We start from the raw sequence: 26514 nt of genomic DNA, 5'->3' as shown, positions 1-26514 counted from the left end.
TTACTTCTCCGCCATCTTCTTTGCGGCCGCCGCGTGAATCGCGGCGCGAATACGAGGATAGGTGCCGCAGCGGCAAAGATTGCCGGACATGACCTGGTCGATCTGTTCGTCGGTCGGCTTAGGGATCAGGTCCAGCAGCGAAATCGCCTGCATGATCTGCCCGGTCTGGCAGTAGCCGCATTGCGGCACCTGATGCTCGATCCAGGCCTGCACGACCGGATGCTGATCGCGTCCGTCGACGCCGTCGAGCGTGACGACCGACTTGCCGGCGAGATCGCCGATCCGCGACTGACAGGAGCGGACCGCCAAGCCGTCGATGTGAACCGTACACGCGCCGCACTGCGCGACGCCGCAGCCATATTTGGCACTTGTGATCCCAAGCTCATCCCTGAGCACCCAAAGCAAAGGCATGTCGGGAGTGACGTCGACCTGACGCTTAGTTCCATTGACCGTGAACTCGATCATGTCGATGACTCCTCCTCTCAGATGCCTGCCGCACTTGCGATCTGAAGCCGACGGTTACAGAAGCAGCCGCATTGGGATGCGGCCGGCAGTTAGTTCGGCGAAGCTGACGCATGTAGTCTGCCGCATGGGGACGCGACGGTATTGGCAAATCCTGCGGTATTATGGACAATCTGTGCGCCGATCGAGTGCGCGACGACCCGACTTCGCTAGCGAGGAGCCGCAGCACAACTCGCGATATTGTCCGGGCGTCAAGCCGGTGGCCTTGCGAAAGACGCGCGTGAAATTGGCTTGCGATCCGAAGCCGAAGTCGAGCGCGATCTGGACCAGCGGTGCGTCGTTGTGCGCCAGCTCATGCCGCGCCGCCTGGACTCGGCGATCGGTGACGTAGCGATGCGGCGATAGGCCGGTCGCCTCGCGAAACAGGCGCGAGAAATGGAACGGGCTGAGACAGGCCTGCGCGGCAAGCTCGTCGAGCCGGATATCGGTGCCAAGCGAAGCTTCGATGAAGTCGATCACACGTTGCAGCCGTCGCGGATCGAGCGAAGGCGATCTCTCGGGCGGCCGCCAGCGATCGATCGTGTAACAGCCGATGAGATGGGCCGCAAGCGCAGTCTGGATGCCCTCGACAAACAGCGCGTCGGTCGGCTGGCGCGGCCGATACAACAAATCGCGCAGCGGCGAGCAGATCTGGAAGATCACTTGGTCCGCGAGGCCGTCGGCATAGACGATCTCGACCTTGTCCGGATCGACATCGAAATCGGCAAGCGCACTGTGATCAATGAGGGCTGGAGGAAGATAGAGATGCAGGCACTCCATCCGGTCCGACAACTCGAGACGGCTCTCCTGCGTGCCGACCGGAACGAGATAGGTCATGCCCGGCCGGGCGAGACTCGTCTGTGCTTCGCCATTGCCGGTGCGCGAGACGATGCCTCCACCTGCAAGCAGCAGCACGAGTTCGTTGCAGATCGGAACGGGCGTCTCCTGACGACCGGCCTCGAACTTGCGATGCTCGATGCCGAGGTGTTGCCAATCCTTGGCTTCCGCGAGCTTCTCACTGTTCCGATATTTCTCATCCCCATGCGTAGGGAGCGGCATCGTGGCCTCCGCTCGGTCTGAGGTATCCCGACTAACGCTGCCGGTCGTCTGCATTGACTTGCCACTTGTTCGCGACAGCGCCGGCAAAGTCCAGCGGGCGCGCGGTTAAAAGAGGTAAATCGCAATAAGCACAAAGGCTTCCTGACGACCCCATTCTTCTCGGACGATTGTTGAAACTGCGCTGCAATCAGCAAGATCGGTCCGTCATCGCGCAGAATCCGAAAATATGTCCGCGCCAATCCGCCGTAGTGAAGGCTGAGCCAATCAGCCACGTCCACAATCGCGATCGGAGGTCATCGTGCGTCTCAGTCAATCCCCTTGCCGCATGCCGGCGTCGCCCGGAATCTAAGGAGACGAGAGCATGTCACTCAAGACCATCCTGCCCGGCAAACTGGGCTTCGGCGCCGCACCGCTCGGCAACATGTTCCGCGACATTCCCGAAGACGAAGCGCTGGCCACGGTGAGCGCCGCATGGGACAGCGGCATCCGCTATTTCGACACCGCGCCGTTCTACGGCGCTGGCCTCGCCGAGTTGCGCCTCGGCACGGCGCTCGCTGGGCGACCGCGGGCCGACTATGTCATCAGCACCAAGGTGGGCCGTCTGATCCTCGACGAGATCGAGGACGTGAACGCGCGTGACCTCGGCGAGAAGGGCGGCGTGTTCAAGCATGGACGTCCGAACAGGATCGTCAACGACTACTCGGCCGACGCAACGCTGCGCTCGATCGAGGACAGCCTGAAGCGGCTGCGCCTCGACCGTATCGATATCGTCTTCGTTCACGACGTCGCGCAGGACTTCTACGGCGACGATTGGCTCGGCGTGTTCGATACCGCGCGCAAAGGGGCGTTCAAGGCGCTCGACCGGCTGCGCGACGAGGGCGTGATCAGGGCATGGGGGCTCGGCGTCAACCGGGTCGAGCCGATCGAACTGCTGCTCGCCCTCGATGCGCCCCGCCCCAATGGCTGCCTGCTGGCGGGCCGCTACACGCTGCTCGACCATACCCAGGCGTTGCAGCGGCTGATGCCGATGGTGGCCGAGCACGAGCTCGGACTCATCGTCGGCGGCCCCTATAGTTCCGGGGCGCTCGTTGGCGGTCCGAACTTCGAATACGCGCCGGCTCCAGCTGAGATCATCGAGAAGGTGGCACGGATCAAGGCCATCGCCGATCGCCATCGCATCAGCATGAAGGCGGCCGGCCTGCAGTTCGCGCTCGCTAATCCCGCCGTTGCGGCTGTCATTCCCGGAGCAAGCCGCCCCGACCGTATCGCGGCCGATCATGCCGCGCTCGCGGAAGTCATTCCTACCGAGTTCTGGAGCGAGCTGCGCGCCGCCTGCCTCATCCATCCGGATGCTCCGCTCCCGGAGACGAACTAACCAGCTTCCGAGTTGGGGGCATTGATCTGCGGCCGGCCCCCCACTCTCGCCCACACGGCCGCAACACAGCCCGTTGACAGCCAGGAGATTGCAGATGACCAACGATTTGAACGATGCCGCCGACATTGAACGCCGGACCATGCTTCGTGCCGCCAGCGCTGCTGTGATCACCGGACTTGCAGCGAGCAGTGTTGCTGCGGTCAGCACCACCGCCGCTCAAGGCGCCGGCGCGTCAGACGGTGCGCGGGACGATGCTCCGCTGGGCGCGCGGCTGCAGGGCGTGCAGCATTTCGGCCTGACGGTCCAGAACATGGAGCGCGCCTACGAGTTCTACACCCAGGTTCTCGGCGGCACGGAGGTCTTTCGCCACGGCGATTTCCAGGGCGACGGCGTGCAGAACACCCTGCTCGCCGATCAGGAGATCGAGGCGAACAGCCGTAGCGTCAATCCGCGGACGATCGGCGTTCCGGACCTGCGCAGCGGCGCCCAGCGGCTCGACGTCCGTTTCATCCAGTTCGACAACATGGTGCTGGAACTGTTGCAGTATCGCGAGTCCGACCAGCCGATGGGCAGCGCCGTCAGCTTCGCCGAGCCGGTGCAGCACATGAGCCCCGCCTTCCCGCGCATGATGCACATCTGCTTCTACGTGCGTGACGAGGTCGACTTCAACAAGTTCATCGCCGACCTCGAGGCAGAATCCGCCAAGCGCGGCATGACGCAGGTCAGGGCCAACCGCACCGTGCGGGTGCGGACCGAGGCCGAGCGCAAGGCCGCGCCGCGCAGCGCCAACACCAACCGGGTGACCGAGGAGCCGTCGAACGGCTGGGAGCTGATCTATTGCAAGGGACCGGAGGGCGAGCAGCTCGAATTCGTCAAGGCGCTCGGCCCGGTCAAGCAGCGATTCAGCGAGGCGCTCGCCAAGCGCCAGCAGACCATCACGCGCTGATCCGCCAAAGGCACCAGCAGCCACCCGGTTGCTGGTGCGTTCGACGGCCGTTCGGCCTGCACCGGCTCATCGCGGACATCCCACGCGAAAAGGACATTCGATGCCAAATTACTTGCACGCTCAGCTATTCACTGCCCTCCTCGTCGCTGCATCGACGCTCACGGGCTCGGCCGCTTCCGCCCAGCAGACCTCGTCGCCGAGCTATGCGGCCATTCCGAACGGCGCCTACTCCGTGGTGGCGCAGGTGCGGGCAAAGCCAGGCAAGGAGGATGCATTGAGAGCGGCCACCCTGCCCTTGATCGATCTGGTCCGCGGCGACCCGAAGAACCTCGTGTACTTCCTTCAGGAGGATCGTGCCAAGCCGGGACATTTCGTCTTCTACGAGGTCTTTGCCAGCCAGGCCGATTTCGATGCCCACAATGCCATGCCCTATGTCAAGGCGTGGTTCGCCAAGCTGCCGGAGCTTGCCGATGGCGGCGTCGATGTCATGCGGATGACGGTTTTAGCCGCGCCGCGGCAATGATCGAATTCCCGGCGAAAGGCGAGCTTTGGCAAAGCAAGGCAGCCGCCTGTATCGCCTGAGGTTCCATTGTACGAGACGGACGTCACGTCGAACCAGCCGACGGCCTCCAGGGCGGCCGCGACTGGCGCATAACCGGCTCAATTGATAGATGGTCGAACGGAGGCCGCGAGCCTCGATCCAAGGTTCGACCTCAAAGGAGCTCATGCGTCAGAAGGTCGTGTATTCGTTCGGACCGTTCCGGCTGCTTCCGGAGCGGCAACTGCTCACGCGTGACGGCGCCACCGTCAAACTCGGCGGGAGAGCATTCGAACTGCTGCACCTCCTCGTCGAGCGCAGCAACGAACTGATCTCGAAGGACGAGCTCATGGCCTATGCATGGCCTGGCACGTTCGTCCACGAGAGCAATCTCAAGGTCAACATGCATAGCCTGCGTCGCTCGCTCGGCGACACGCAGGAGCAATCGACCTATATCGCAACCGTCGCCCGGCGTGGCTATCGTTTTGTGGCGCAGGTGCAGAGAACTGACGCTGCTACCGCCGAAGTCGCTGCCGCCCCCGTCGCGGCACGCCCGAGCCGTCTGCCGGTGCTGGAGGACGTCATCGCCCGCGAGCGCGAGATCGCCCGCCTGATCGAGCTGCTGCAGACGCATCCCCAGGTCACGGTGATCGGACCCGCCGGTGTCGGCAAGACCACCATCGCCATCTCCGCGGCGCACAGCCTGGAAGGCCACTATCCCGACGGCGTCTGTTTCGTCGATCTCGCCAGGATCGATGATCCCGCGCTGCTGCCCTCGGCCTTCGTCGCAGCGCTCGGACTTCGCGGCGACATGGGCGACCCCCTCAACGCCGCCGTCGCCCATCTCAAGGACAGGGCGATGCTGGTGCTGCTCGACAATTGCGAGCACGTGCTGCCCGCCGTGGCCATCTTCGCGCGCAGCTTTGCGCGTCAGCCGGGGCGGTCCAGACTCCTGGCGACGAGCCGCGAGCCGCTGCGCGTCCCCGGCGAGCACGTGATGTGGCTGGATCCGCTCGCCTTTCCAGCGCACGACCTGTCCACGCTCGACGAGCTCCTAAAATTTCCCGCCGTCGAGCTGTTTGCGCGCAGGGCCTCGGAATGGACCGGCTATCAGATCATCGAAGCCGATCGCGATGCGGTCAGTCAGATCTGCCGCTCGGTGGACGGGCTTCCGCTCGCCATCGAGCTGCTGGCGGGCGAGCTCGATTATCATCCCGTGCAGGAGCTGGCCGCGCGGCTGAGCGATTATCTCGGCTTTCATGCCGACGATACCACCAAGACGCCGGGCCGCCACGACACGCTGCTCGCGGCCATCGACTGGAGCTACGGCCTGCTGTCGCCACACGAGGTGGAGGTGTTCCGCCTGATCTCCGTGTTCGCCGACGCGTTCGACCTGGAAGACGTGATCGCCATTGCGGCGCCACGAGGCCTGTCCCCCATCGATGTGACCATCGGCCTTGGCGGTCTCGTTATCAAGTCGTTGCTGACAGCCCAAGTCGAGGGCGCCAATCTTCGCTACCGCCTGCTCGACAGCACGCGGCGATATGCCGCAAAGCGCCTGCAGGACGCCGGCTTGCAGCCGCAGGCGCGCCGCTGGCACGCCGAGCGCATCGCGGCTCTGTTCGAGCAGTCGGAGACCGAATGGGGCTGGCGTGACAGCGATGATTGGACGAAGACCTATCGCGGCCGGCTCGCCGACGTGCAGGCGGCCTTGGCCTGGGCCTTCGCGGACGGTGGCGATACCGCGCTCGGCGTCCGCCTCACTATGTTGACGATCCCATTGTGGTTCGAGACCTCGCTCATCTCGGATACGCAGGCGCGGGTGAAAGTGGCGCTCGACCATGCCGAGGCGCTGCAGATCGACGATCTCACCAAAGCGAAACTCACGATCCCGTATGCCTGGAGCATGATGTATGCGCGCCAGTTTCCGCCGGAGACCGAAGAATATTGGATCAAGGCCGTTGCGTATTCGCGCAAGGCCTCCGACCTCCGCTCGGAGCTGCTTGCCCTGCTTGGCCTCTCGGTCTATTTGATGGACGTCGGACGCATCCACGCGGCGATCGAACGACTTGAGCAATTTCGTGCGCTTTGCGATGAGCACCAGGACTGGTCGTTGTCGCCCGAGGGCGAGCGGACCTTGGCCTGGGCGCGGGCGCACACGGGAGCGCTGACCGACAGTCTCGCGACGCTCGAACGGCTGGCAGCGCAATTCCCGGGGATCGGCAAGGGCTCGCGCATGGCTGGCTTCCAGGTCGACCGCTCGATCGGCATTCGCAATTACACGGTGAGGTTTGCCTGGGTGAGCGGGCGGCCCGATCTCGCCGCAGCTCTTGCTCGCGAGGCGGCGGAGCTGTCCGAGGGGCACCTGGCGTCGCAGTCGAACGTGCTCGCGCTCGCCTGCTGTCCGGTCTCCCTTCTGAACGGAAATCTTGCGGACCTCGAACGCTACACGCGAAAGCTCGGCGGCATTCTCGAGCAGGAAACCATCGGAATCTGGCTGCCGATCCAGCGGTTCTACACGGCCGTCCTCGCAGACTCCCGCGGCGATCCCGGCGCCACACTCGGGATCAGGCAGGCGATCGATGATCTCATTCAAACACGATTCGTCATGCGAATTCCCGCGATGATGGGTGTCGCGGCCGAGCGACATCTCCTTCGCGGAGAGTTGGCCCACGCGAGCGATGCGATCGCAGTGGCGGCACGCTATGAGGCCCAACAGGATGAGCGCTGGTGCCGCTCCGAGCTGATGCGAATCCAGGCCCTTATCCATCGCGCCTCTGGGCAGCCTGATCGCGCCCACCGTCTCCTCCTAGACGCGATCGACGAGGCCCGCAGCATCGAGGCGCTGTCGTTCGAACTGCGCGCGGCCAGCGAACTTGCGGCGCATCATCTCGAGGCTGGCTATCCAGAGAAGGCCAATTCCATTCTGTCACCCGTCTATCGGCAGTTCCGGGAGGGTTTCGCTACGCGGGATCTCGTGAGAGCGTCGCACCTCCTGCGGCAAGCCCGCGAGATGACATCGTAGGAAAGACCAGCACGAAACTGCGCTCAGCTGCCAGGACCCGGCAAGTGTTTTCCGACGCCCTTGGCAAGATTTCGGAGATCGTCCGCTCACTTGACGGCCTAGCTGCGTGCTCCTGCAATCGACGACCCGCAGCGGAAGTCACTGCGGGTCACAACGAAAGATGATCTGTTCCGCTTCGATCATCGGTCGGCAGACTCGATGAACGCGGCGACCTCCCGCGGATGAGACAGCATCACCGCATGGCTGCTGCTTATCTCTTCCACTCGCGCACCGCTTCGCTTGGCCATCTTTCTTTGCGAACTCGGGGTTATCATGCGATCCTGAGACGGGATCAGGAAGACGCTCGGCTTTGCCTTCCAGCCCACCTTCGTGACCTTCGCTTCAACGGCTTGTAATCCCCACGGCACTTGCGCTACCGCCATGAACTCGGTGAGCGCCACGGGGGAATCCGCTGCAAAGGAGGTCGGGAACTTCGCGGGATCGACCAGTAGATAGCCGTTCTGCGGGGGCAGCAGCGGCGCCTTCGTTTCGCCAGGCTCTGCTGGCCACGAATTTAGCGATGCGGCCGATTCGCCCGTGTCCGGCGCAAAAGCTGCGATGTAAGCCAAGCTTTTGACCTTCGGATTTTCGCCCGCCTGCGTGATCACCATGCCGCCATAGGAGTGCCCCACGAGCACGACGGGATACTTGGCTGCTGCGATCACCGCTTCTGTGGCGGCGACGTCGCCTTCGAGTGTGATGGTGGGATTCTGGACCACCAATACTTCATAGCCGTCCTTCTTGAGAAGATCGTAGACCGCCTGCCAGCCTGAGCCATCGACGAACGCTCCATGGACGAGGACGACGGATGTCGCTTTCTGCTGCTGAGCTCCCGAGGAGGTCGACGTCATGGCAAGCGCGGAGAGGGCCAGCAAAGGTGCCAGGTACTTCATATGTTTTCCTTTCGTCTTCTGGGGCGGCATAAACAATCAGCTAACGTCGGCGTCGTGCGATCGCCTTGCATCGGTATCAATTGTAGACTCGGTCGAGAAAGTCGTTGATCAACGGCGCCATCACGTCGATTTGGTCCTCGAGTGCGAAGTGGCCGGTGTCGAGCATGTGCAGCTCGGCTGCTGGCAAATCGCGCAGATAGGCGTGCGCGCCTGCTTCAGCGAAGACTTTGTCATTCTTGCCCCAGAGGATCAGGGTCGGAGGTTTACGTTCGCGGAAAAACGCCTGGAAGGCCGGATAGAGCGGGACGTTGGCCGCGTGATCGTACAGCAGGTCGAGCTGAATATCCTTGTTGCCCGGACGATCCAGGAGTGCCTGGTCATTGACCCAATTATCGGGACTGATGCGGGTCGGATCGCGTACGCCGTCGGTGTACAGGAATTTTGTCGACGGGGCCGAGACGAGGAACGAAAGCGCATTCCTCCGCTCCTCCGTGCCTTCTTTCCAATACGCCTTGATCGGATCCCAAGCGTCTCGCAAACCCTCTTCGTAGGCGTTGCCGTTTTGAACGATGAGGGCAGTCACACGCTCAGGATGTTTGAGAGCGAGCCGATAGCCGACCGGCGCCCCGTAATCCATGACGTACATGGCGTAGCGCTTTGCACCGAGTTGATCCAGCAAAGCATCGATCATCTCGGCATAGTTCGAAAACGAATACGAGAACCGGCTGCGGTCTGGAGCGTCGCTCTGCCCGAAGCCAGGATAGTCCGGCGCAATGACATGGTATCTGTGAGCCAGCTTCGGGATCAAATCGCGGAACATATGTGACGACGTCGGAAAGCCATGCAAAAGGAGAGCGACCGGCCCATCTGCCGGCCCAGCCTCCCGGTAGAACACGTTCACGCCGTTGATAGCGGCCGTGTGGTAGTGAACCGTTGAAGCGCCGGCTGCGCAGCTCGGCATTGGCAACGTGCAGCGATGAGCAGACGCAACCGGCCCACATTCGGACGCTGTGGACTCCCCGAACGATGGATGTGCACTCGCCATGATCAGGCCGATGACAATCGTGCAAGACAGACGCATCGCAACTCCTTCGGTCGTACACCCGGGTTCTTTCGCGATAGCCGAGTGTGAGCGACATCACCTCGTTAATCTGCTTATCGGTCGACCTTCAACTCCGTGAAGGAAGCGCGATTGCGTGCGTGATCTGTCCGGCTCGGCTGTCTTCGCGTTGTGGCAACTGAAGCTCCGCGACATTGCCGACATGCGGATTACAGCGATTATCTGACGTCCACGGCCTCCGCGACGACTGCCGTACGTTCGGCCAGTTTTGGCACCCTGGCCAGGTACTCTTGATAATGCTGCGAGTTCCGATGCGCTTCGACCGCAGCACCGTCTCGATAGAGTTCGTCTAGAACGTAACGATGATCATCCACACTGTCGCGCCAAATGTCCCAACGCAGATTTCCTGGCTCTGCTCTGCAATGTGGCGCCATCCCGACAAGTAGCTCTCTAAGCTCGAGGCCCTTGCCAGGGTGGGCAACCAGAATGGCAGTGATCTTTGACGGCATTGTTTGAACCGACCTCTTTTTGAGACTGCTACCTCAGCGGTCCAGCTATGCGCGGCTGCTTCTGAGTGCCGCCAGCAGCTCCTTTGCCAGGAGCCCGGCCGATGCAGGATTTTGCCCGGTGATGAGGCGCCCATCGACGACGACGTGGGGCTGCCAGTTTTCCGCAGACGTATATTCAGCGCCCTCGGCCCTCAAAGCATCTTCAAGCTCGTAAGGAACATCTTCACGTGCGTAGTCGTACTCTTCCTTCTTCGAGAACGATGTTAGCTTTCTTCCCCGCACGAACGGCTTGCCGTCGCCAAGGTCTACTCCGAGAAGCGCGCATGGACCGTGACAAACGGCCGTCACGAATTTTCCCGTGCTCCACGCACGCACAACCGCATCATGAACGGTAGGGTTTCGCTGGATATCGACCATCGGCCCAAGTCCGCCTGGCACCAGTATCGCATCAAAATCCGCAGCATCCACCTCGGCCAGCTTGCGGCTGCGATTGAGACGGCGAAAAGCCTTGCTTTCAAGGAAGGCTTTTTGCGCAGGATCTTTCTCGTCGTAGGCGTCATAGGGCGTCCATCCGCCTCTCAAGGAAGCGAACTCAACCGCGATGCCTGCCTTGTCAAGAACATCGAACGGATGCGCAACCTCGGCGAAAAAGAAGCCCGTCTTGCGGTTCTGTGGGCCGATCACTGCTGCGTTGCTGACGATAAACAGGACGTGTTGGGTCATGATCGGCTTCCTGTAAGGCCCATAAAGAAAGATCTCGCAGTGACACTATCGCCTGGTCCCAGAACCGTATTTGCGAATCCTGCGGGATCATGAGCAATCCCTGCGGTCATTCGGATCAGGCCTATCGGCAATTGCCTCGATCTGGCCGAAGCACAATTCGCGTACTGCCTCGGAGCGAGGTTTGCAGCCTTGCGGAAGACACGCGTGAAGTTCGCTTGCGAGCCAGAACCGAATTCCAGGGCCGATTTCCACCAGGGAGGGTCGGCTACGCGCGAGTTCGTGCTGCGCAGCCCGAACGCGCCGGTCAGTTACGTATCGGTGCGGTGACAATCCGATCGCTTCGCGAAACAGCCTGCAGAAATGATAGGGGCTGAGACAGGCCAGTCCGAAAGCTCGACATGACTTTCTTGCGTCCCGATTGGGACGAGGTAGCTCATGCCGCGCCGCGCTAGGCTCTTCTGGATTTCTCCATTTCCGGTGCGACAGACAATTCCGCCGCCTGACAGCAGCATCACCAGCTCGGTGCAGAAGGGAATCGGCGTCGCCTGGCATCCTGCTGCAAACTTACGATGTTCTATGCTCAGCCCTGGCCAGTCGTCGGCCGCTGCGAGTTTCTCGCTGTTTCGGTACTTCTGATCTCCATGAGCCACGAATGCCATCACGGCCTGCGCAAGCGAGGTGATTTCCGGCCTCCTACCGCAAGAGCGATCATCCCGTCCGGTCAATGAGTGCAGCCCCGGGCCACTGCGACGCCGATGCTGAAATTCTCACAAGGCGCGACAGCGAAGTCCAGACGTGGCTCGGTTAAAAGGGGTTAAAGGCGAGCAACAGGTTGCACTCGCGCGCCGCTGCCTGGAAGCTGCCCTCACCGCAGATGAGGAAGATGCGATCATCGTCGCGCAGGACTGAGAAATATCGGAACTGATCACGCGCGCTAAAGAGCGTATCAAACGGCAATGTCGCCAAGGATCAGGACCAGCTATGAAACTGCTTACGTTTTCATTTGCTGCCAAGGCGTCGGGTCTGCGGTACGCACTGGCAAACCCGGTCGTGGCAGCCGTCATTCCCGCGCGAGCCGCCCAGGCCGCTTTGCCGAGGGTGGCGCGGCGCTTGCGGAAGTCATCCCCGCCGAATCTGGCGCGAGCTGCGCTCCGAAGCGCTCTTCAACCCCCAGCTCCGCTTCCTCACTGAAGTGCAATTCGAAAGAGTGCTCCGCCAAGTTTCCGCAACTCCATGACGAGCCATCGGGCCGATAAGCACGGCCGTTCGCAGTGTGCCCAAAAAGTAGCCAGTTGGGCCTCGGACGAGGAATTTTGCGCTGCACTCGTGCAATTGCAAATGGTTCGCTTTAACAACTTTTCAGGTCATGATATTACCAGTCGATCTCGTCGACCGATTGGCTTTGCTCAATGCGGACCGCCACAAAGAAACTGGGCGTCCCCCGACAGGAGCTGACGTTCAGCTTCGGTCCTTTTCGACTTGTCCCCGGCCGTCAGCTCCTTTTACTGGACGAGCGCCCCGTCAAACTGGGCGGACGGGCCTTCGAACTCTTGCGGCTGCTGGTGCAGCGCCGGGGCGAGCTCGTCAGCAAGAACGACCTGACGGCGGCCGCCTGGCCGGGCACGTTCGTCCATGACAGCAATCTCAAGGTCAATATGTGGAGCTTGCGGCGCTCGCTGGGAGACACCCAGATAGAGCCCATCTACATCGCGACCGTTGCACGGCGCGGGTACAAATTTATCGCCGATGTCCGGGTCGGGATCGGCGATATCGAGGAGGAGCCTACGCTGGCCGATCCGCTCCCGCCTACGCAGCCGCCATTGCCGCGCGGAATCGTGGGCCGGGAAGCCGATATCGCCGCCATCGCCGATCTACTCGCCAAGGACAGACACATAACACTGGCCGGCGCCGGGGGAATAGGGAAGACAACCGTCGCCTTAGCCGTTGCTCAGGCGTACGGTTCAAGATATCGCGACGGCGTCTGCTTCGTCGATCTCGCGACGATCTCCGATCCTACTCTGTTCGGCGCGGCGCTGGTGACGGCGCTCGGTATCCGAGGCAATACGGACATTGGTCTGGCTGCTGTCCTCGACTATCTGAGGCCGCGGCAAATGCTGCTCATCCTCGACAATTGCGAGCATGTGCTGCCCGCCACCACGATCTTTGCCAGCAAGTTCATGACGGACACATCGCCATCGAGGCTGCTTGCCACGAGCCGCGAGCCGCTCGGCACCACCCTTGAGCATGTCGTTCGGATTGGCTCTCTCCCATTTCCGAGCTCCGATCTCGGGCTGTCGGTCGATCACGCTGTGAGGTTTCCGGCGGTGGAGCTGTTCGTCCGGCGCGCCACCGAATGGTCGGACTACGAGTTCGTCGACGACGATTGCAACGCAATCGCCGCGGTCTGCCATTCGTTGGACGGACTTCCATTGGCCATCGAGTTGGCTGCAGCCCAGATCGGCAGGTTTACTCCACGGGAGTTATTGGTCAATCTCGATCAGAAGCTCGGTTTTACCGCGGCCGGGATCGCCACCTCGTTGCCCCGTCACGAAACCTTGATGGCCACGATTGAGTGGAGCTACCGGCTGCTCTCGCAGAAGGAAGCCAGGCTGTTCGCCGTACTGTCCGTGTTCAGTGACGGATTCGAGCACGATGATGCGGTCTTCGTGGCAGAAGCGGCGGGGCTCACGCCAATCGATGTTGTGACCGCACTCGGGAGCCTCGTCGCCAAGTCACTGCTGAGCGCGCAGGCCCGTGGCGCGAGCCTGCGCTACCGGCTGCTCGACAGTACACGCCGCTACGCTGCCGAGCGGTGTCGGGGCGATCCAGCGTGCGGCTCGGCGATGCGCCGGCATGCGGAACGCATGATAGCGCTGTTCGAGCAGTCCGAGGAGGAGTGGAATTGGCGCGAGCCGGCCGATTGGACCGAGCGCTACCTCGGCCGCATTGCCGATCTGAGAAGCGCACTATCATGGTCGTTCGGCGATCAAGGCGATCCCACGCTCGGCATCAGGCTTGCGGTTGCGGCTATCACTCTCTGGTCGGAAACCTCCATCCTGTCGGAGGCGCAGGCGCGGCTGGAGGTCGCACTCGCCTTGGCCAAGTGCGTCCCATGCGACGATCTGTCAAAAGCGAAGCTCGCCTGTGCCCTCGGATGGAGTCTGTTCTACGCCCGCAAGAGTTCGAATGAGAACGAGGTCGCTTGGCTTGATGCCATCGCGTTCGCGACACGCGCCGGCAACGTCGATTATCAGCAGCGCGCGCTGGTAGGTTTTGCGTTTTACCTGCTCCAGATCGGAGAAATCGCACGTGCCATAACCTATCTTGAGCAGGCTACCTCGCTGGCTGGCCGGGACCCCGATTCAACGGCCACATCCGAAGCCGACAGGGCCTTAGCCTGGGCCCACGCCTTCGCAGGCGAATTAGGCAAAAGCCGCCCAGTTCTCGATCGTCTCGCGTCCACCCATTCGCTGGCCCAGGGACGTTCGCGCAAGGATGCAAATGAGGTCTACCGCTTCATCACCGTCCGCTTCAACCTGCCCTTCGTCGCGTGGATGCAGGGGCAGGCCGACTACGCCGCCAAGCTGGCGCGCGACGCCGTGGATGCTGCAGACCGCGGCGGCCATTGGGTATCACAGTCGAACGCACTCGGGCTGGCCGCTCTTCCCATCTCCCTGGAAATTGGCGATCTTGATGCGCTCGCGTTCTTCACAGAACGTTTGCGTCGTAACCTGGAACGAGAGCGCATCTCTCGCTGGGTTTCAGTCGAGCGCTATTTCTCCGCCTGCCTGCGCAACTTGCGCGGCGATCGGCGGGCGGTGGAGGATATTCGCGACGCGATCGATGAACTGATTGAATGCCGCTTCTTGATGCGGATCGGCAGCTATCTGGCTTTCCTCGCTCGCGCCTATCTTCGGCAGGGACGGGTCGCCGAAGCGCGAGACGCCGTCAGGCGAGCGATCGCTTATCAGGAACGCCAAGGCGAACGCTGGTGCCGCTCGGAACTCCTTCGTGTCAATGCATCGATCTTTCTCCACGCAGGCGAAACTGTCCGCGCTGAAAAGCTGTTCAAGCAGGCGATTGCCGAGGCCCGCGCTATCGGCGCGTTGACTTTCGCACTTCGGACCGCCACTGACCTCGCGGCTCATTGGGCGACGACAGGCCGCGAGAAGGACGCAGTCCAATTGCTCACTCCAATTTTTGGGGAATTTACTGAAGGTTTTGGTACGCAAGACCTTGTCCGTGCCTCCAAATTGTTGAACCAGATAGAGGACGCATCGAGTGGCGACGCCTCATAAAAGAGAAAGTCCGAAGTGGACTTGTTGTAACTGGCAAGCCCTTGATCAGACGAGAAACGTGACCAAGGCCGATACAGCTAGCGCTCCTAGCGCCTACCCAGACAAAGGCTTGCCTCCTAAATCTCCCGATCGCCAACGAAGTGGCACACAGGAGCACCATCGATGTTGCGAACAATTGCTGGCGCAGTTCGCCGCGACCGGCTTTGAAAGAATGCGGCCCCGCGCTTGGACCATGCCTCTCTCTTTCCGGCATCTTTCGTCTCGGCCAGTACAATCAGTGCGCCTGCCAGTTCATCGACGCTGAGCGTATCAGCACCAGTCGCGATGACCAATTCGCCGAGCTGTCGCACTTTGCTGGCTTTCATGCCTCGCGCCTTGTCCTCGAGTGCCTTGAGATCTGCATCGAAGTCTCGTGGTTTGCGCATCATAGTCTCCGTGAATTTTGATGGAGAAATGATAGCTCGACACCCAGCACAAAGCTGTAGGGTCGTCAGGACACCCTGGGACGCGGTAATCCCTCCCGAGATTTTTTCGAGGGAGGGCGCGCTTATACGTCGTGCCGACGTACGCTTCGCTGTGTAGATGCTCTGGTCGCTATGGCGATCTATCATCTTCACGTCAAGATCATTGGCCGGAAGGCCGGGAGCAGCGCGGTGGCGTCGGCCGCCTACCGCTCCGCTTCACGGCTGCGTGACGAGCGGTTGGGCCGTGAGCAGGACTTTTCCGGAAAGCACGGCGTCGTCCATTCCGAGGTGATGCTGCCTGAAGGCACGCCGGAAGCCTGGAGTAACCGCGCTCGGCTCTGGAACGATGTCGAGGCGTGCGAAGTCCGGAAGGATGCGCAGCTGGCCCGTGAGGTCGAGTTCGCCCTTCCTCGCGAGCTGACTGAGGCGCAGGGGATCGAGCTGGCTCGGGACTTCGTTCGGAGCGAGTTCGTCGGTCTTGGCATGATCGCCGACCTCAATGTGCATTGGGACAGAGCCGAGGACGGCATGCCCAAGCCCCATGCCCATGTCATGCTGACCATGCGCGCAGTGGACGGGAATGGGTTTGGTCAGAAGGTCCGGGACTGGAACCGCACCGAGATGGTGGAGCGCTGGCGGAAGCGTTGGGCTGAGCTTGCCAATGAACGCCTGGCCGAGCTCGACATCGACGCGCGGATCGACCATCGCAGTCTGGAAGCCCAGGGCATCGCGCTGGAGCCACAGACTCAGATCGGCGCACCGGCGCAACGGATCGAGGTCCGAGGCACCGCGGGCGAAGTCGGTCAGGCGGACCGGGCCGAGATGCACCGGGAGATCGCGCGCGGCAATGGCGCGCGGATTATCGCGGATCCCTCGCTTGGATTGGACGCGATCACCCAGCAGCAATCGACCTTCACGCGACGCGACCTGGCCAAGTTCGCCCACCGTCACAGTGACGGGATCGACCAGTTCAACCAGGTCATGGGCGCGATGCAGGGAGCGCCCGATCTGGTCGAACTCGGTAAGGACGCCCGCGGCGAGGATCGGTTCACCACCCGCGGAATGATCGAGGCCGAACAGCGCCTGCACAGGGCCGCTGAACGGATGGCTGACCGGGAGCTTCATGAGGTGCGCGACGCGGAGCGCAGGATAGCTTTGGCGCATGCGGAAGCGCGCGGCCTGGTCCTGTCATCCGAGCAGGCCGAGGCGCTGGCGCATGTCACGGACGGACGCGACCTCAGCATCGTCGTCGGCCATGCCGGGACGGGAAAGAGCGCGATGCTGGGGGTGGCGCGGGAGGCGTGGGAAGCGGCCGGCTTCGAGGTTCGTGGCGTGGCGCTGTCCGGCATTGCGGCGGAAAATCTCGAAAGCGGATCGGGCATTGCGTCACGCACGATTGCCAGCCTGGAGCATGGCTGGAGACAGGGCCGTGATCTGCTCAAATCGAGCGATGTGCTGGTCATCGACGAAGCCGGCATGGTCGGCGCGCGCCAGCTCGATCGCGTGCTGTCTCATGCGGCGGAAGCTGGCGCCAAGGTGGTGCTGGTCGGCGATCCGCAGCAGCTGCAGGCGATCGAAGCGGGCGCGTCGTTCCGGTCTATCCATGAGCGTCACAGCGGGGCGGAAATCAGTGAAGTGCGGCGTCAGCGGGAGGACTGGCAGCGCGATGCCACGCGCGATCTGGCGACCGGCAAAGTGGGGGAAGCGCTCGGAGCTTACCGCTCCCACGGGATGGTGCATGAGGTCCAGACCCGCGAGCAGGCACGCGACGATCTGATCGCGCGCTGGGACCGCGACCGACAGGCGTCACCGGACCGGAGTCGGATCATCCTCACCCACACCAACGACGAAGTGCGGGAGCTGAACGAGTCAGCGCGCGAGCGAATGCGGGCCGCCGGCGATCTCGGCGACGAGGTGCGTGTGGCGGTCGAGCGCGGCGCGAGGTCCTTCGCCTGCGGGGATCGCATCATGTTCCTACAGAACGAGCGCGGCCTGGGCGTGAAGAACGGCACCCTCGGGACCGTCGAACAGGTCAGCGCGCGGTTCCTGACCGTGCAGACCGACGATGGCCGATCTGTGCGCTTTGACCTGAAGGATTACAACCGGATTGACCATGGCTATGCGGCGACGATCCACAAGGCGCAGGGCATGACGGTGGACCGCGTCTATGTGCTGGCGACGCCGGGCATGGACGCCCACAGCAGCTATGTCGCGCTGTCGCGGCATCGCGACGGCGTAGACCTGCATTATGGCCGTGACGATTTTGCGGGTCAGGACCGGCTCAGCCGAGTCCTGTCGCTCGATCGCGCCAAGGACATGGCTTCGGACTACGAGCGCGTCGATCCGGTCCAGAGTTACGCCGAGCGGCGTGGGATCACCTTCCGCGAGCGCGTGGCCGAGATCGTGCGCAAGATTGTGCCGGAGAAGCTGCGCGAGATGTTCGACGGCGTTCGCGTCCCTGGAGAGGTGCGCGACCGGGATGGCGGACGGAGGCCCGAGCGCGGATCGCCGGAAAGGGAAAGCAGCGTTGCAAGAGCCGAGCCACGCGCCACCGAAGCGGCGGACAGGAAGGTGGCCGAAGAGGCGGACAAGGAACTGCGTCGCGTGCGGACCCGAGCGCTGGTGCGCCATGCCCGCGCCGTGGATGCGATCTTCACGGCAAAGGAGACAGGCGGTGTGGCAAGTCCGGACCAAGTCAAAGAGCTACAGAAGGCCCGCCAGGCCTTCGAGGCGGTGCGGCCCTATGGCTCGCATGATGCTGAGGCCGCGTACAAGCAAAGCCCAGAACTGGCTCGCGAGGCGGCTGGGGGCCAGGTCAGCCGCGCGGTTCGCGCGCTCCAGATCGAAACCGAACTACGCATCGATCCGAGCCGTCGGGCCGACGGGTTCGTGGAACATTGGCAGAAGCTCGACCACGCCAGCCAGCGCCTGTATCAAGCTGGCGACATCTCCGGCTATAAGGCCGCCCGCTCCGCGATGTGCGATATGGCCAAAAGCCTCGAGCGCGATCCGCAACTGGAATCTATCCTCGCCAGTCGCAAGAAAGACCTCGGCATCGCATTCGAAACAGGCCGCCGGCTCGGCCAGGAACTGGCCTTCGCTCATGGCATCGATCTCGGCAGAGGCCGAGGCCTTGGAATTTGACCCGTCCTATTTGCCGCCGGTTCCCGGGCGCGCTGGTTTGATGCAACCATCGGCCATCTCGATCCATCCGTTTGCACGCCAAGGCCGCCGCCACCCCTACGTCAATTGCCAGCTGCTTTGCTCTCCAAGCCGCCTGCGATCTTATCGGCCGTAACGCAACCGTGGAAACCGGTATGGGCGGCAAAACCGATACGACCACAGTCGAAGCAACTGGATCGACAGGACCGGATCAAAGCGCGACCGCCCCTAGGCGTAAGCGCAAGCACCGTGGCGTACCCCCGCCGGCCAGATTCGACATCGATGCCTTACCGGGCAGCTCGAACCTGACCGCGCTGGAGGCGGCGGCGGTCATTCGGCGGACGCCAGGCGCGCTTGAGCAGTGGCGGCGCAATCCGGACCATCCGCTCAAATGGCGATACGTCGATGGCCGCCCACTCTATCGGGTGGACGCGGTGCGCGAGTATCTATCTGGCTCCAGCGCGGCTAAACGCCCCCAGCCGCAAAATGTTCACGAAGACGGCCGAGCAGCTCAGTCTTGATGGGATCGAGCGGATTCGTCCTCTGCAGACGTACAACCTTGCCGGTACGTTCTGCGCCGACGAGCTCCGCGATGTAATCGTGAGCAGCCTCGAACGCCATCTTGCGGATGATCCACTGCTCATCGTGATTGTAAACTTGGTCGATGCCGCCCGGCTTTTGACCGACACAGAGCCGCTGGATCTCATTGTCGTAGCCGCAGCGTGACATGATGGTGCGCAGGCTGCGTCTCAGGTCATGCATGGTGAATTTATCCACCTCGGCTTCCTTGACGAGGCGCTTCACCATCTTGGTGAAGCCCGACATCTGCCCGCCTGTCTTCGGCGAGGGAAACACATAGTCTGAGGTTGCCCGCTGAAAATGCTTGGCAGCTGCCAGCACTTCGTCGATGAGATGAGTGCGCGGCACATCGTGGTGCAGACCCATCTTCGTCCAGGCGCCATCGAAGGTGATGCGGTCCTGCATAACGTGCCGCTTCCACTCGATCATCGTTGGCTCGCTGCGACGCGCGCCGCCGAGGAGGCACATGCGCGTCAGGAGTCCAAAAGTCCCGAGATTGCCGCATGCTTGCCAGACCTTGACGATCTCGGCATCGGTCAGAGCTCGCCCCTTCATTCGCCTTCCGACCCGTTGCGCTCGCGTCTCCTTCGGCGCGCGATAGCCGGCCAGCACATTATGCTCGACATAGCCTTCGCCGACGCACCATTCGAGGAAGGTGTGCGCGTGCTTACGGAAGTCCTTGGCGGCCCCACGCTTCCCGGTCTTGGCGATCTTGTCGACAGCCGCCATGATGTTTCTGCGCGTGAGATCCGCGGCGCTACCCTCGACATGATCCTTGAGCCCACGTCTCAGCGCGGACATCGCCGGCCTCCAATTGACGACCTGCCGCCCAGTCAACGATGTCTCGTAGGGTCCGTCTTCGACTATCAGGTTTGCGAGAGTGGTCCGCTGCTTCTCAGCAGCCTGCAGCCGCCTCGCCTCACGCTTGTCGTCGTTCGGGTCGAGACCGCGGATGACTTCGCCCGCGGCGATCGTCGCCGCCTTGCGCGCGGCCTTCTCATTGAACTTGGGCCACGGACCGAGCGTCTTGCGCTGCGTCCCCCTCACACCCGGCTTGGTGAAAAGATACACCCACGTCCGGGCGCCAGTGGCGCGCATGCGCAGGGCGAGGCCAGGCAGTTTGTCGTCGTGGAGATAATGCTGCGCCTTGCCCGCCGGCAACGAGGCGGTGCGAATGAGAGCATCCGTGAGTGTCAGCTGGCTCGCTGCTTTCGCCATCAACCCGGTCCTTTCCATGTCCCGCGTGTGCCCCGCGACGAGGCCGAAACAGCCCCAGAACAAACCGGGTCTGAAACTCTCCCTCTTTTGTGTGCCCCCGGGGAAATTCCGCCGGGGGCACAACAGGGGCACACAAAATGCAGTAAGGCGTGCTATGGCCTGCTGTGGCCAAAACGGACACAAGCCATTGCCATTACGTACATTTTCTAGGTTTCGACTGTGGCGGGATTGGGCTGATCGTGATCTAGGGATTGTGGTTCACACGGGAGAGGTCCAAGGTTCGATCCCTTGTGCGCCCACCATTTGCCGTCGCCATCCTTTTCCTTTCATGCGATCGCTTGTGCTGGTCTGGCCCGTCGTCATGCCTCCGGCGACGCGATGGTCACGCAGGATTGAGCGGGATCAACGACTGCGTCGGCGCCTGGCTTATGTTAGCTGTCTTGCTCTGCGACCGGAAAGGTAACTCCATCTCGATGCGGCTCGTCCGTACCATCCTGGCGTTCGCGATTGCCCTGTCCGTGGCGATGCTGCCGATCGGCGCATCGGCGGCTGTGATGGCGTCGTCGGACGAGATGCAGACGAGCATGCAGATGGACGACGGGGCCGGCATGTCGATGGACGAATGCTGCCCCGACGACATGAAGGGCACCGGCTCCCCGTCGCACAACACCAAATGCAGCATGGGTTTCTGCTGCGCGGGAGGGACGGTTGCGCTCGGCGATGTCAGGGCCGTTGCCTTCGCGCCCCTCGCCGTGAGCGCGACCAGGATCGCCATTCCCGCCGATCAGGTCGCTTCTCTTCACAGCGGCAGTCCTCCGTTCCGACCTCCTCGAGTCTGATCTCGCACGAGCCGACGCGCACAATGTCTGCGCGCCGATGACTGACGTGCGCGCCGCGGGCGCCACGGCCGAGATCCATTCATGAGGACAGGACCATGCTTTCCAGAATCAGCACCGCGGCCCTCGCCGCCACCCTTTCGCTCGCCGCACCGGCCGCCATCGCCGGCGCCGCCGACTACAGCTTCGAGCCCGTCACGGCCGAGATGAAGAAGGGCGACGACGTCACGGTCGCCGTTCGTCTCACCCATAAGCAGACCGGCAAGGCCGTAACTGACGCGGTCATTTTCAAGACACGCGTCGACATGGCGCCGGATGGGATGGCCGACATGGTGTCGGAGGTGGCGCCGCTGCCGTCCAAGGAGCCCGGCGTCTACGCCTTCAAGACCGACCTGCCGATGGCCGGGCGCTACCAGGTCACACTCTCCGCGAAGGTGCAGGGCGAGCCGGAGACGGTCACCGGCAAGGTCGTCGTCAAGGCGACGAAGTGAGCCTGCGGGGCGCTCCCCGACGAGCGCCCCGCCCTTCCCAACGGATCGCGCGCGTCGCGCGCCTCACGGTGATGTCATGAACACATTGCGTCTGCTCGCGGCCGTTACGCTCGGCGCCGGCCTTGGTTTGGGTGGTCTCTGGTCGATCCAGACATCGCCGCCGTCGCTCCGCCCCCATCTTGCCGCCACGGCGGCGGAGCGGATGCCGCTGTATTATCGCGATCCCAGCGGCGCCCCTGCCTGGTCGGCAGGCCCCAGGAAGGACGAGCGCGGGCGGGACTACCTGCCGGTCTACGACGACGATCAAGCCGCGCCCGCCCCCGCCAAGCCGAAGCAGCAGGCGGACTCCTCGCGCCGGATTCTCTACTACCGCCATCCCATGGGCCTACCTGACACGTCGCCTTCTCCGAAGAAGGACCCGATGGGAATGGACTACGTTCCCGTCTACGAGGGCGACGATGCCGAGGATGGCGTGGTGAAGCTGTCGCCCGGCAAGATCCAGCGGACGGGCGTGAGATCCACGCCGGTCGAGCGGCGCACGCTCCGCATCGCCGTCAAGGCACCGGGAACGATCCAGCTCGACGAGCGCCGAGTCTCCGTGATCGCGATGCGGGCCGAAAGCTTCGTGCAGAAGGTCGCCGACGTGACCACGGGCACGCGCGTGAAGGCGGGCCAGCCGCTGATGGAGATCTACAGCTCGGCGATGGCCGCGGCCGCAGCCGAGTATCTCTCCACCATCAATTCCAACATCGTCGGCGGCAACGCAGCCTACGGACGCGGCGCGCGCCAGCGCTTGACCAATCTGGACGTCCCGGAGCCGGTGATCATGGCGATGGAGAGGTCGCGCGTCGCACCGATCACGGTTCAATGGTCGGCGCCGCGCGATGGCGTCGTGCTGGAGCGCAATGCGACCGAAGGCATGCGCGCCAATCCGGGCGACGTGCTGTTCCGGATCGCCGACATCTCGACGGTCTGGGCCTTGGTCGATGTCGCCGAACGCGACCTCGGCAGCATCGCCGTCGGACAGCCCGTGACGATCCATGCGCGCAGCTTCGCGGGCCGAACCTTCGCCGGCACGATCGCAGTCGTCTATCCCCAGGTGAACAAGGACACGCGGACGGCGCGCCTACGGATCGAGCTCGCCAATCCGGACCTCGCGCTGCTCCCCGACATGTATGTCGATGCAGAGATCGACACGGCGGACCCGGCGCCGCTCTTGGCCGTGCCCGCTGATGCCGTGCTCGACACCGGCAGGCGCCAGGCGGTCCTCATCGACAAGGGCGGCGGCCGCTACGAGCCGCGCGCCGTGACGCTCGGCCGGCGCGGCGCCGGCTATGTCGAGGTGCGCGATGGCCTGTCGGATGGCGAGGCGGTCGTCACCTCGGCCAACTTCCTGATCGACGCCGAAAGCAACCTGAAGGCCGCGCTGAAGAGCTTCGCGGACTCCGACGAAGCGCAATCCGCCGGCAGCGACCACGCCGGCATGGGAGACCACAAATGATCGCCCGCATCATTGCCTGGTCGGCGCGCAACCTGCTGCTGGTCCTGTTCGGGACCGGCTTCGCCGCAGCAGCCGGTCTCTACGCACTCATTCACCTGCCGCTCGACGCAATTCCCGATCTGTCGGACACCCAGGTGATCGTCTACACCGAGTATCCCGGTCAGGCGCCTGAGGTCATCGAAGACCAGGTCACCTATCCCCTGACGACCGCCATGCTCACGGTGCCGAAGTCGAAGGTCGTGCGCGGCTTCTCGTTCTTCGGCGTGTCGTTCGTCTACGTCATCTTCGAGGACGGCACCGACATCTACTGGGCCCGCTCGCGCGTGATGGAGTTCCTGAACAGCGCGGCCTCGCGGCTTCCGGCGGGGATCACGCCGACGATCGGCCCGGACGCGACCGGCGTCGGCTGGGTCTACCAATACGCCGTCATGTCGAAGGAGCTGAATCTCGCCGACACCCGCACGATCCAGGACTGGAACCTGAAGTTCGCGCTCGCCAAGGCCGAGGGTGTCGCCGAGGTCGCGAGCATCGGCGGCTTCGTCAAGCAGTACAACGTCGTGCTCGATCCGCAGCGCATGCGCGACCGCGGCATCAGCCTGCAGAAGATCCGCGACGCGATCCGCGCCAGCAATGCCGATGTCGGCGGCCGGACGGTCGAGCTGTCCGAGTTCGAATACGTCATCCGCGGCAAGGGCTATCTGAAGAGCATCAACGATCTCGGCAACATCGTGCTCAAGAGCTCAGGCGGCACGCCCGTGCTGCTGCGCGACGTCGCCAATGTCGAGCTCGGCCCCGACGAACGGCGCGGCATCGCCGAGCTCAATGGCGAGGGCGAGGTCGCCAGCGGCATCGTACTACAGCGCTTCGGCGTCAACGCGCTCGACGTGATCGAGAACGTCAAGAAGCGCCTGCATGAGATCGCGAGCAGCCTGCCCAAATCGGTCGAGATCGTTCCGGTCTACGACCGCTCGAACCTGATCTATGCCGCCATCGACACGCTGAAGCACACGCTGCTCGAGGAGAGCATCGTCGTCGCCTTCGTCTGCATCGTGTTCCTGCTGCACGTCCGCAGCGCCCTGGTCGCCATCCTGATGTTGCCGGTCGGCGTGCTGATGGCGTTCGGCGCGATGAAGCTGCTCGGACTCGGCTCGAACATCATGAGCCTGGGGGGCATCGCGATCGCGATCGGCGCCATGGTGGATGCCGCGATCGTCATGATCGAGAACGCCCACAAGCATCTGGAGCGTGCCGAGCCCGACGCATCACGCGTCCAGATCCTGATCGACGCGGCGGCGGAGGTCGGTCCCGCCCTGTTCTTCAGCCTGCTGATCATCACCGTGTCGTTCATGCCGATCTTCACGTTGGAATCGCAGGAAGGCCGGCTGTTCAGCCCGCTCGCCTTCACCAAGACGTTCTCGATGGCGGCAGCGGCGCTACTCTCGGTGACGCTGGTGCCGGCGCTGATGGTGATCTTCGTGCGCGGCAGGATCGTTCCCGAGCATCGCAATCCGATCAACCGCTTGCTGATCTGGATCTACCGGCCGGTCATCAAGGGTGTGCTGCGGGCCAAGACGCTCGTGATCCTCGCCGCGGCCGCCGTGCTCGCCATCACCGTCTGGCCGGCACGCCAGCTCGGCACCGAATTCATGCCGAGCCTGAACGAGGGCACGCTGCTCTACATGCCGACCACCCTGCCCGGCATCTCCGTGACCAAGGCCGCCGAGCTGATGCAGATGCAGGATCGGATCATCAAGTCGTTCCCCGAGGTCGCCTCTGTCTACGGCAAGGCCGGGCGGGCGGCGACCGCCACCGACCCTGCGCCGACCGAGATGTTCGAGACGGTCGTCAACCTCAAGCCCAGGGAGCAGTGGCGTCCCGGCGTCACGATCGACAGCCTCGTTGCCGAGATGGACAAGGCGCTGCAATTCCCCGGCGTCTCCAACGCCTGGACGATGCCGATCAAGGCGCGCATCGACATGCTCTCGACCGGCATCCGCACGCCGATCGGCGTCAAGGTAATAGGCACGGACCTGACCGAGATCGATCGTCTGGCCAAGCAGATCGAGCGGGTGATCAAGACCGTCCCCGGAACCTCCTCGGCCTATGCCGAGCGCGGCATCGGCGGCTATTACCTCGAGATCACGCCCGACCGCGAGGCCCTCGCCCGCTACGGACTCCTGGTCCAGGACGTCCAGGATACGATCGCGGCCGCCCTCGGCGGCCAGACGATCACCACGACCGTGGAGGGCCGGCAGCGCTTCAGCGTGAACATGCGCTATCCGCGCGATCTCCGCGACAATCCGAAGGCCATCGCCAGCGATGTCCTGGTGCCGATGCCCTCAGGCGGCGCCGTGCCGCTCGGCGAGGTCGCGAAGGTCGAGCCGGCCAGGGGCCCCACTTCGATCCGGACCGAGAATGGACAGCTCGCGACATACATCTATGTCGACATCCGCGACCGCGACATCGGCAGCTACGTCGCGGACGCAGAGCGCGCCGTCACCGAGAGCATCCAGTTTCCGGCCGGGACCTATGTACTCTGGAGCGGCCAGTATGAGTATCTGCAACGCGCGACTGCCCGGCTCAAGATCGTCATTCCGGTGACGCTCACCATCATCTTCCTGCTGCTGTATCTGAACTTCAGGGCCATGACCGAAACCCTGATCGTGATGCTGTCGCTGCCGTTCGCGCTGGTGGGCGGCATCTGGATGATGTGGTGGCTCGGCTTCAATCTGTCGGTCGCCGTCGCCGTCGGCTTCATTGCGCTTGCCGGCGTCGCCGCAGAGACCGGCGTCGTGATGCTGATCTATCTCGATCACGCGCTGGCCGCGGTGAAGGCAAGGCGCAGCGTCGAAGGCCGTCCGGTGAATCGGCAGGATCTCCAGGACGCGATCATGGAGGGCGCGGTCGAGCGCGTGCGCCCGAAGATGATGACCGTTGTCGCGATCATGGCGGGCCTGCTGCCGATCATGTGGAGTACGGGCACAGGGTCAGAGATCATGCAGCGCATCGCCGTGCCGATGATCGGCGGCATGATTTCGTCGACCCTGCTCACCCTGATCGTGATTCCGGCCATCTTCGGTCTGGTCAAGGGACGCAGCCTGTCGACCAGAACAGGGACGACGGCAGATGCCTCGAGCGGGTCGCAGGACGTGCAAAGGGCAGCTTGATCCACCGACAGCGAGAGGAGAGACGATGAGAAGTTTCGCGACAGGAGCTCCGGTGGTCGCGGCGGCGCGGCGAAGGCGCCCGATCAAGGTCAGCGACTAGCCGTACCGGCGCTGACAACGAACGATCGTC

At 63.2% G+C, this 26514-nt stretch carries 20 protein-coding genes; 10 read left to right on the top strand and 10 right to left on the bottom strand.

Annotated features, from left to right (window positions below; all coding sequences use genetic code 11):
• The gene (locus QX094_RS17450; protein WP_284422228.1) at positions 1-465 is read right to left on the bottom strand and encodes a (2Fe-2S)-binding protein; all 465 of its coding nucleotides are present in this window, start codon (positions 463-465) and stop codon (positions 1-3) included.
• Between the two features lie 159 nt (positions 466-624).
• The gene (locus QX094_RS17445; protein WP_316188069.1) at positions 625-1560 is read right to left on the bottom strand and encodes an AraC family transcriptional regulator; all 936 of its coding nucleotides are present in this window, start codon (positions 1558-1560) and stop codon (positions 625-627) included.
• 361 nt (positions 1561-1921) lie between these two features.
• On the opposite strand from QX094_RS17445, the gene QX094_RS17440 reads away from it, so the two are divergent.
• From QX094_RS17440 to QX094_RS17425, 4 genes are all read left to right on the top strand, one after another.
• Entirely contained in the window at positions 1922-2935 is a 1014-nt protein-coding gene (locus tag QX094_RS17440; RefSeq protein WP_316188068.1) for an aldo/keto reductase, read from the top strand.
• A gap of 94 nt (positions 2936-3029) precedes the next feature.
• Positions 3030-3881 (top strand): VOC family protein, encoded by an 852-nt coding sequence (locus tag QX094_RS17435; protein WP_316188067.1) that lies wholly within the window; start codon positions 3030-3032, stop codon positions 3879-3881.
• 100 nt (positions 3882-3981) lie between these two features.
• Positions 3982-4404 carry a putative quinol monooxygenase gene (locus QX094_RS17430; protein WP_316188066.1) on the top strand — a complete coding sequence of 141 codons (423 nt, stop codon included), beginning with the start codon at positions 3982-3984 and terminating at the stop codon, positions 4402-4404.
• A 202-nt stretch (positions 4405-4606) separates the two neighbouring features.
• A complete protein-coding gene (locus QX094_RS17425; protein WP_316188065.1) occupies positions 4607-7444 on the top strand; it encodes an ATP-binding protein in 2838 nt (945 codons plus the stop codon).
• Between the two features lie 179 nt (positions 7445-7623).
• Here the strand turns inward: QX094_RS17425 and QX094_RS17420 are convergent, their stop codons facing one another.
• The 6 genes from QX094_RS17420 to QX094_RS17400 all read right to left on the bottom strand — a co-directional run bounded on the left by QX094_RS17420 (position 7624) and on the right by QX094_RS17400 (position 11327).
• Positions 7624-8376 carry an alpha/beta hydrolase gene (locus QX094_RS17420; protein ID WP_410052934.1) on the bottom strand — a complete coding sequence of 251 codons (753 nt, stop codon included), beginning with the start codon at positions 8374-8376 and terminating at the stop codon, positions 7624-7626.
• Between the two features lie 76 nt (positions 8377-8452).
• Positions 8453-9457, bottom strand: a complete 1005-nt coding sequence (locus tag QX094_RS17415; protein ID WP_410052933.1) for an alpha/beta fold hydrolase — start codon at positions 9455-9457, stop codon at positions 8453-8455.
• A 197-nt stretch (positions 9458-9654) separates the two neighbouring features.
• Positions 9655-9945: a putative quinol monooxygenase gene (locus QX094_RS17410; protein WP_316188064.1), complete on the bottom strand. Its 291-nt coding sequence runs from the start codon at positions 9943-9945 to the stop codon at positions 9655-9657.
• Between the two features lie 45 nt (positions 9946-9990).
• Positions 9991-10668, bottom strand: coding sequence for a type 1 glutamine amidotransferase domain-containing protein (locus QX094_RS17405; RefSeq protein WP_316188063.1), 678 nt, complete (start codon positions 10666-10668; stop codon positions 9991-9993).
• 87 nt (positions 10669-10755) lie between these two features.
• Complete coding sequence (locus QX094_RS34575; protein WP_410052932.1) at positions 10756-10998, bottom strand: hypothetical protein; 243 nt, start codon at positions 10996-10998, stop codon at positions 10756-10758.
• Positions 10977-11327, bottom strand: coding sequence for a hypothetical protein (locus QX094_RS17400; protein ID WP_316188062.1), 351 nt, complete (start codon positions 11325-11327; stop codon positions 10977-10979). Before QX094_RS17400 ends, QX094_RS34575 begins: the two co-directional genes overlap by 22 nt.
• 750 nt (positions 11328-12077) lie before the next feature.
• On the opposite strand from QX094_RS17400, the gene QX094_RS17395 reads away from it, so the two are divergent.
• A complete protein-coding gene (locus QX094_RS17395) occupies positions 12078-14966 on the top strand; it encodes an ATP-binding protein (RefSeq protein WP_316188061.1) in 2889 nt (962 codons plus the stop codon).
• Between the two features lie 116 nt (positions 14967-15082).
• On the opposite strand, the gene QX094_RS17390 is transcribed toward QX094_RS17395, so the two are convergent.
• On the bottom strand, positions 15083-15391 hold the full coding sequence (locus tag QX094_RS17390) for a conjugal transfer protein TraD (protein WP_284422220.1): 309 nt from the start codon (positions 15389-15391) through the stop codon (positions 15083-15085).
• Between the two features lie 171 nt (positions 15392-15562).
• Here QX094_RS17390 and traA point away from each other — a divergent pair, with 171 nt between their 5' ends.
• Positions 15563-18574: a Ti-type conjugative transfer relaxase TraA gene (gene traA / locus QX094_RS17385; RefSeq protein ID WP_316188060.1), complete on the top strand. Its 3012-nt coding sequence runs from the start codon at positions 15563-15565 to the stop codon at positions 18572-18574.
• Between the two features lie 483 nt (positions 18575-19057).
• On the opposite strand, the gene QX094_RS17380 is transcribed toward traA, so the two are convergent.
• Positions 19058-20389 (bottom strand): tyrosine-type recombinase/integrase, encoded by a 1332-nt coding sequence (locus tag QX094_RS17380; RefSeq protein ID WP_316188059.1) that lies wholly within the window; start codon positions 20387-20389, stop codon positions 19058-19060.
• Positions 20390-20862: 473 nt separating this feature from the next.
• Here QX094_RS17380 and QX094_RS17375 point away from each other — a divergent pair, with 473 nt between their 5' ends.
• The 4 genes from QX094_RS17375 to QX094_RS17360 all read left to right on the top strand — a co-directional run bounded on the left by QX094_RS17375 (position 20863) and on the right by QX094_RS17360 (position 26384).
• A complete protein-coding gene (locus tag QX094_RS17375) occupies positions 20863-21228 on the top strand; it encodes a hypothetical protein (RefSeq protein ID WP_315752732.1) in 366 nt (121 codons plus the stop codon).
• A gap of 95 nt (positions 21229-21323) precedes the next feature.
• A complete protein-coding gene (locus QX094_RS17370) occupies positions 21324-21716 on the top strand; it encodes a FixH family protein (protein WP_315714005.1) in 393 nt (130 codons plus the stop codon).
• 76 nt (positions 21717-21792) lie between these two features.
• Positions 21793-23217, top strand: coding sequence for an efflux RND transporter periplasmic adaptor subunit (locus tag QX094_RS17365; RefSeq protein WP_316185836.1), 1425 nt, complete (start codon positions 21793-21795; stop codon positions 23215-23217).
• Complete coding sequence (locus QX094_RS17360) at positions 23214-26384, top strand: efflux RND transporter permease subunit (protein WP_316185837.1); 3171 nt, start codon at positions 23214-23216, stop codon at positions 26382-26384. Before QX094_RS17365 ends, QX094_RS17360 begins: the two co-directional genes overlap by 4 nt.
• The last annotated feature ends 130 nt before the right edge of the window (positions 26385-26514 follow it).

It is taken from the genome of Bradyrhizobium sp. SZCCHNS1050, from assembly GCF_032484785.1.
Classification (GTDB): domain Bacteria; phylum Pseudomonadota; class Alphaproteobacteria; order Rhizobiales; family Xanthobacteraceae; genus Bradyrhizobium.
Note: the sequence above shows the minus strand (reverse complement) of the source record. Positions and strands in the feature narration are given on the sequence as shown.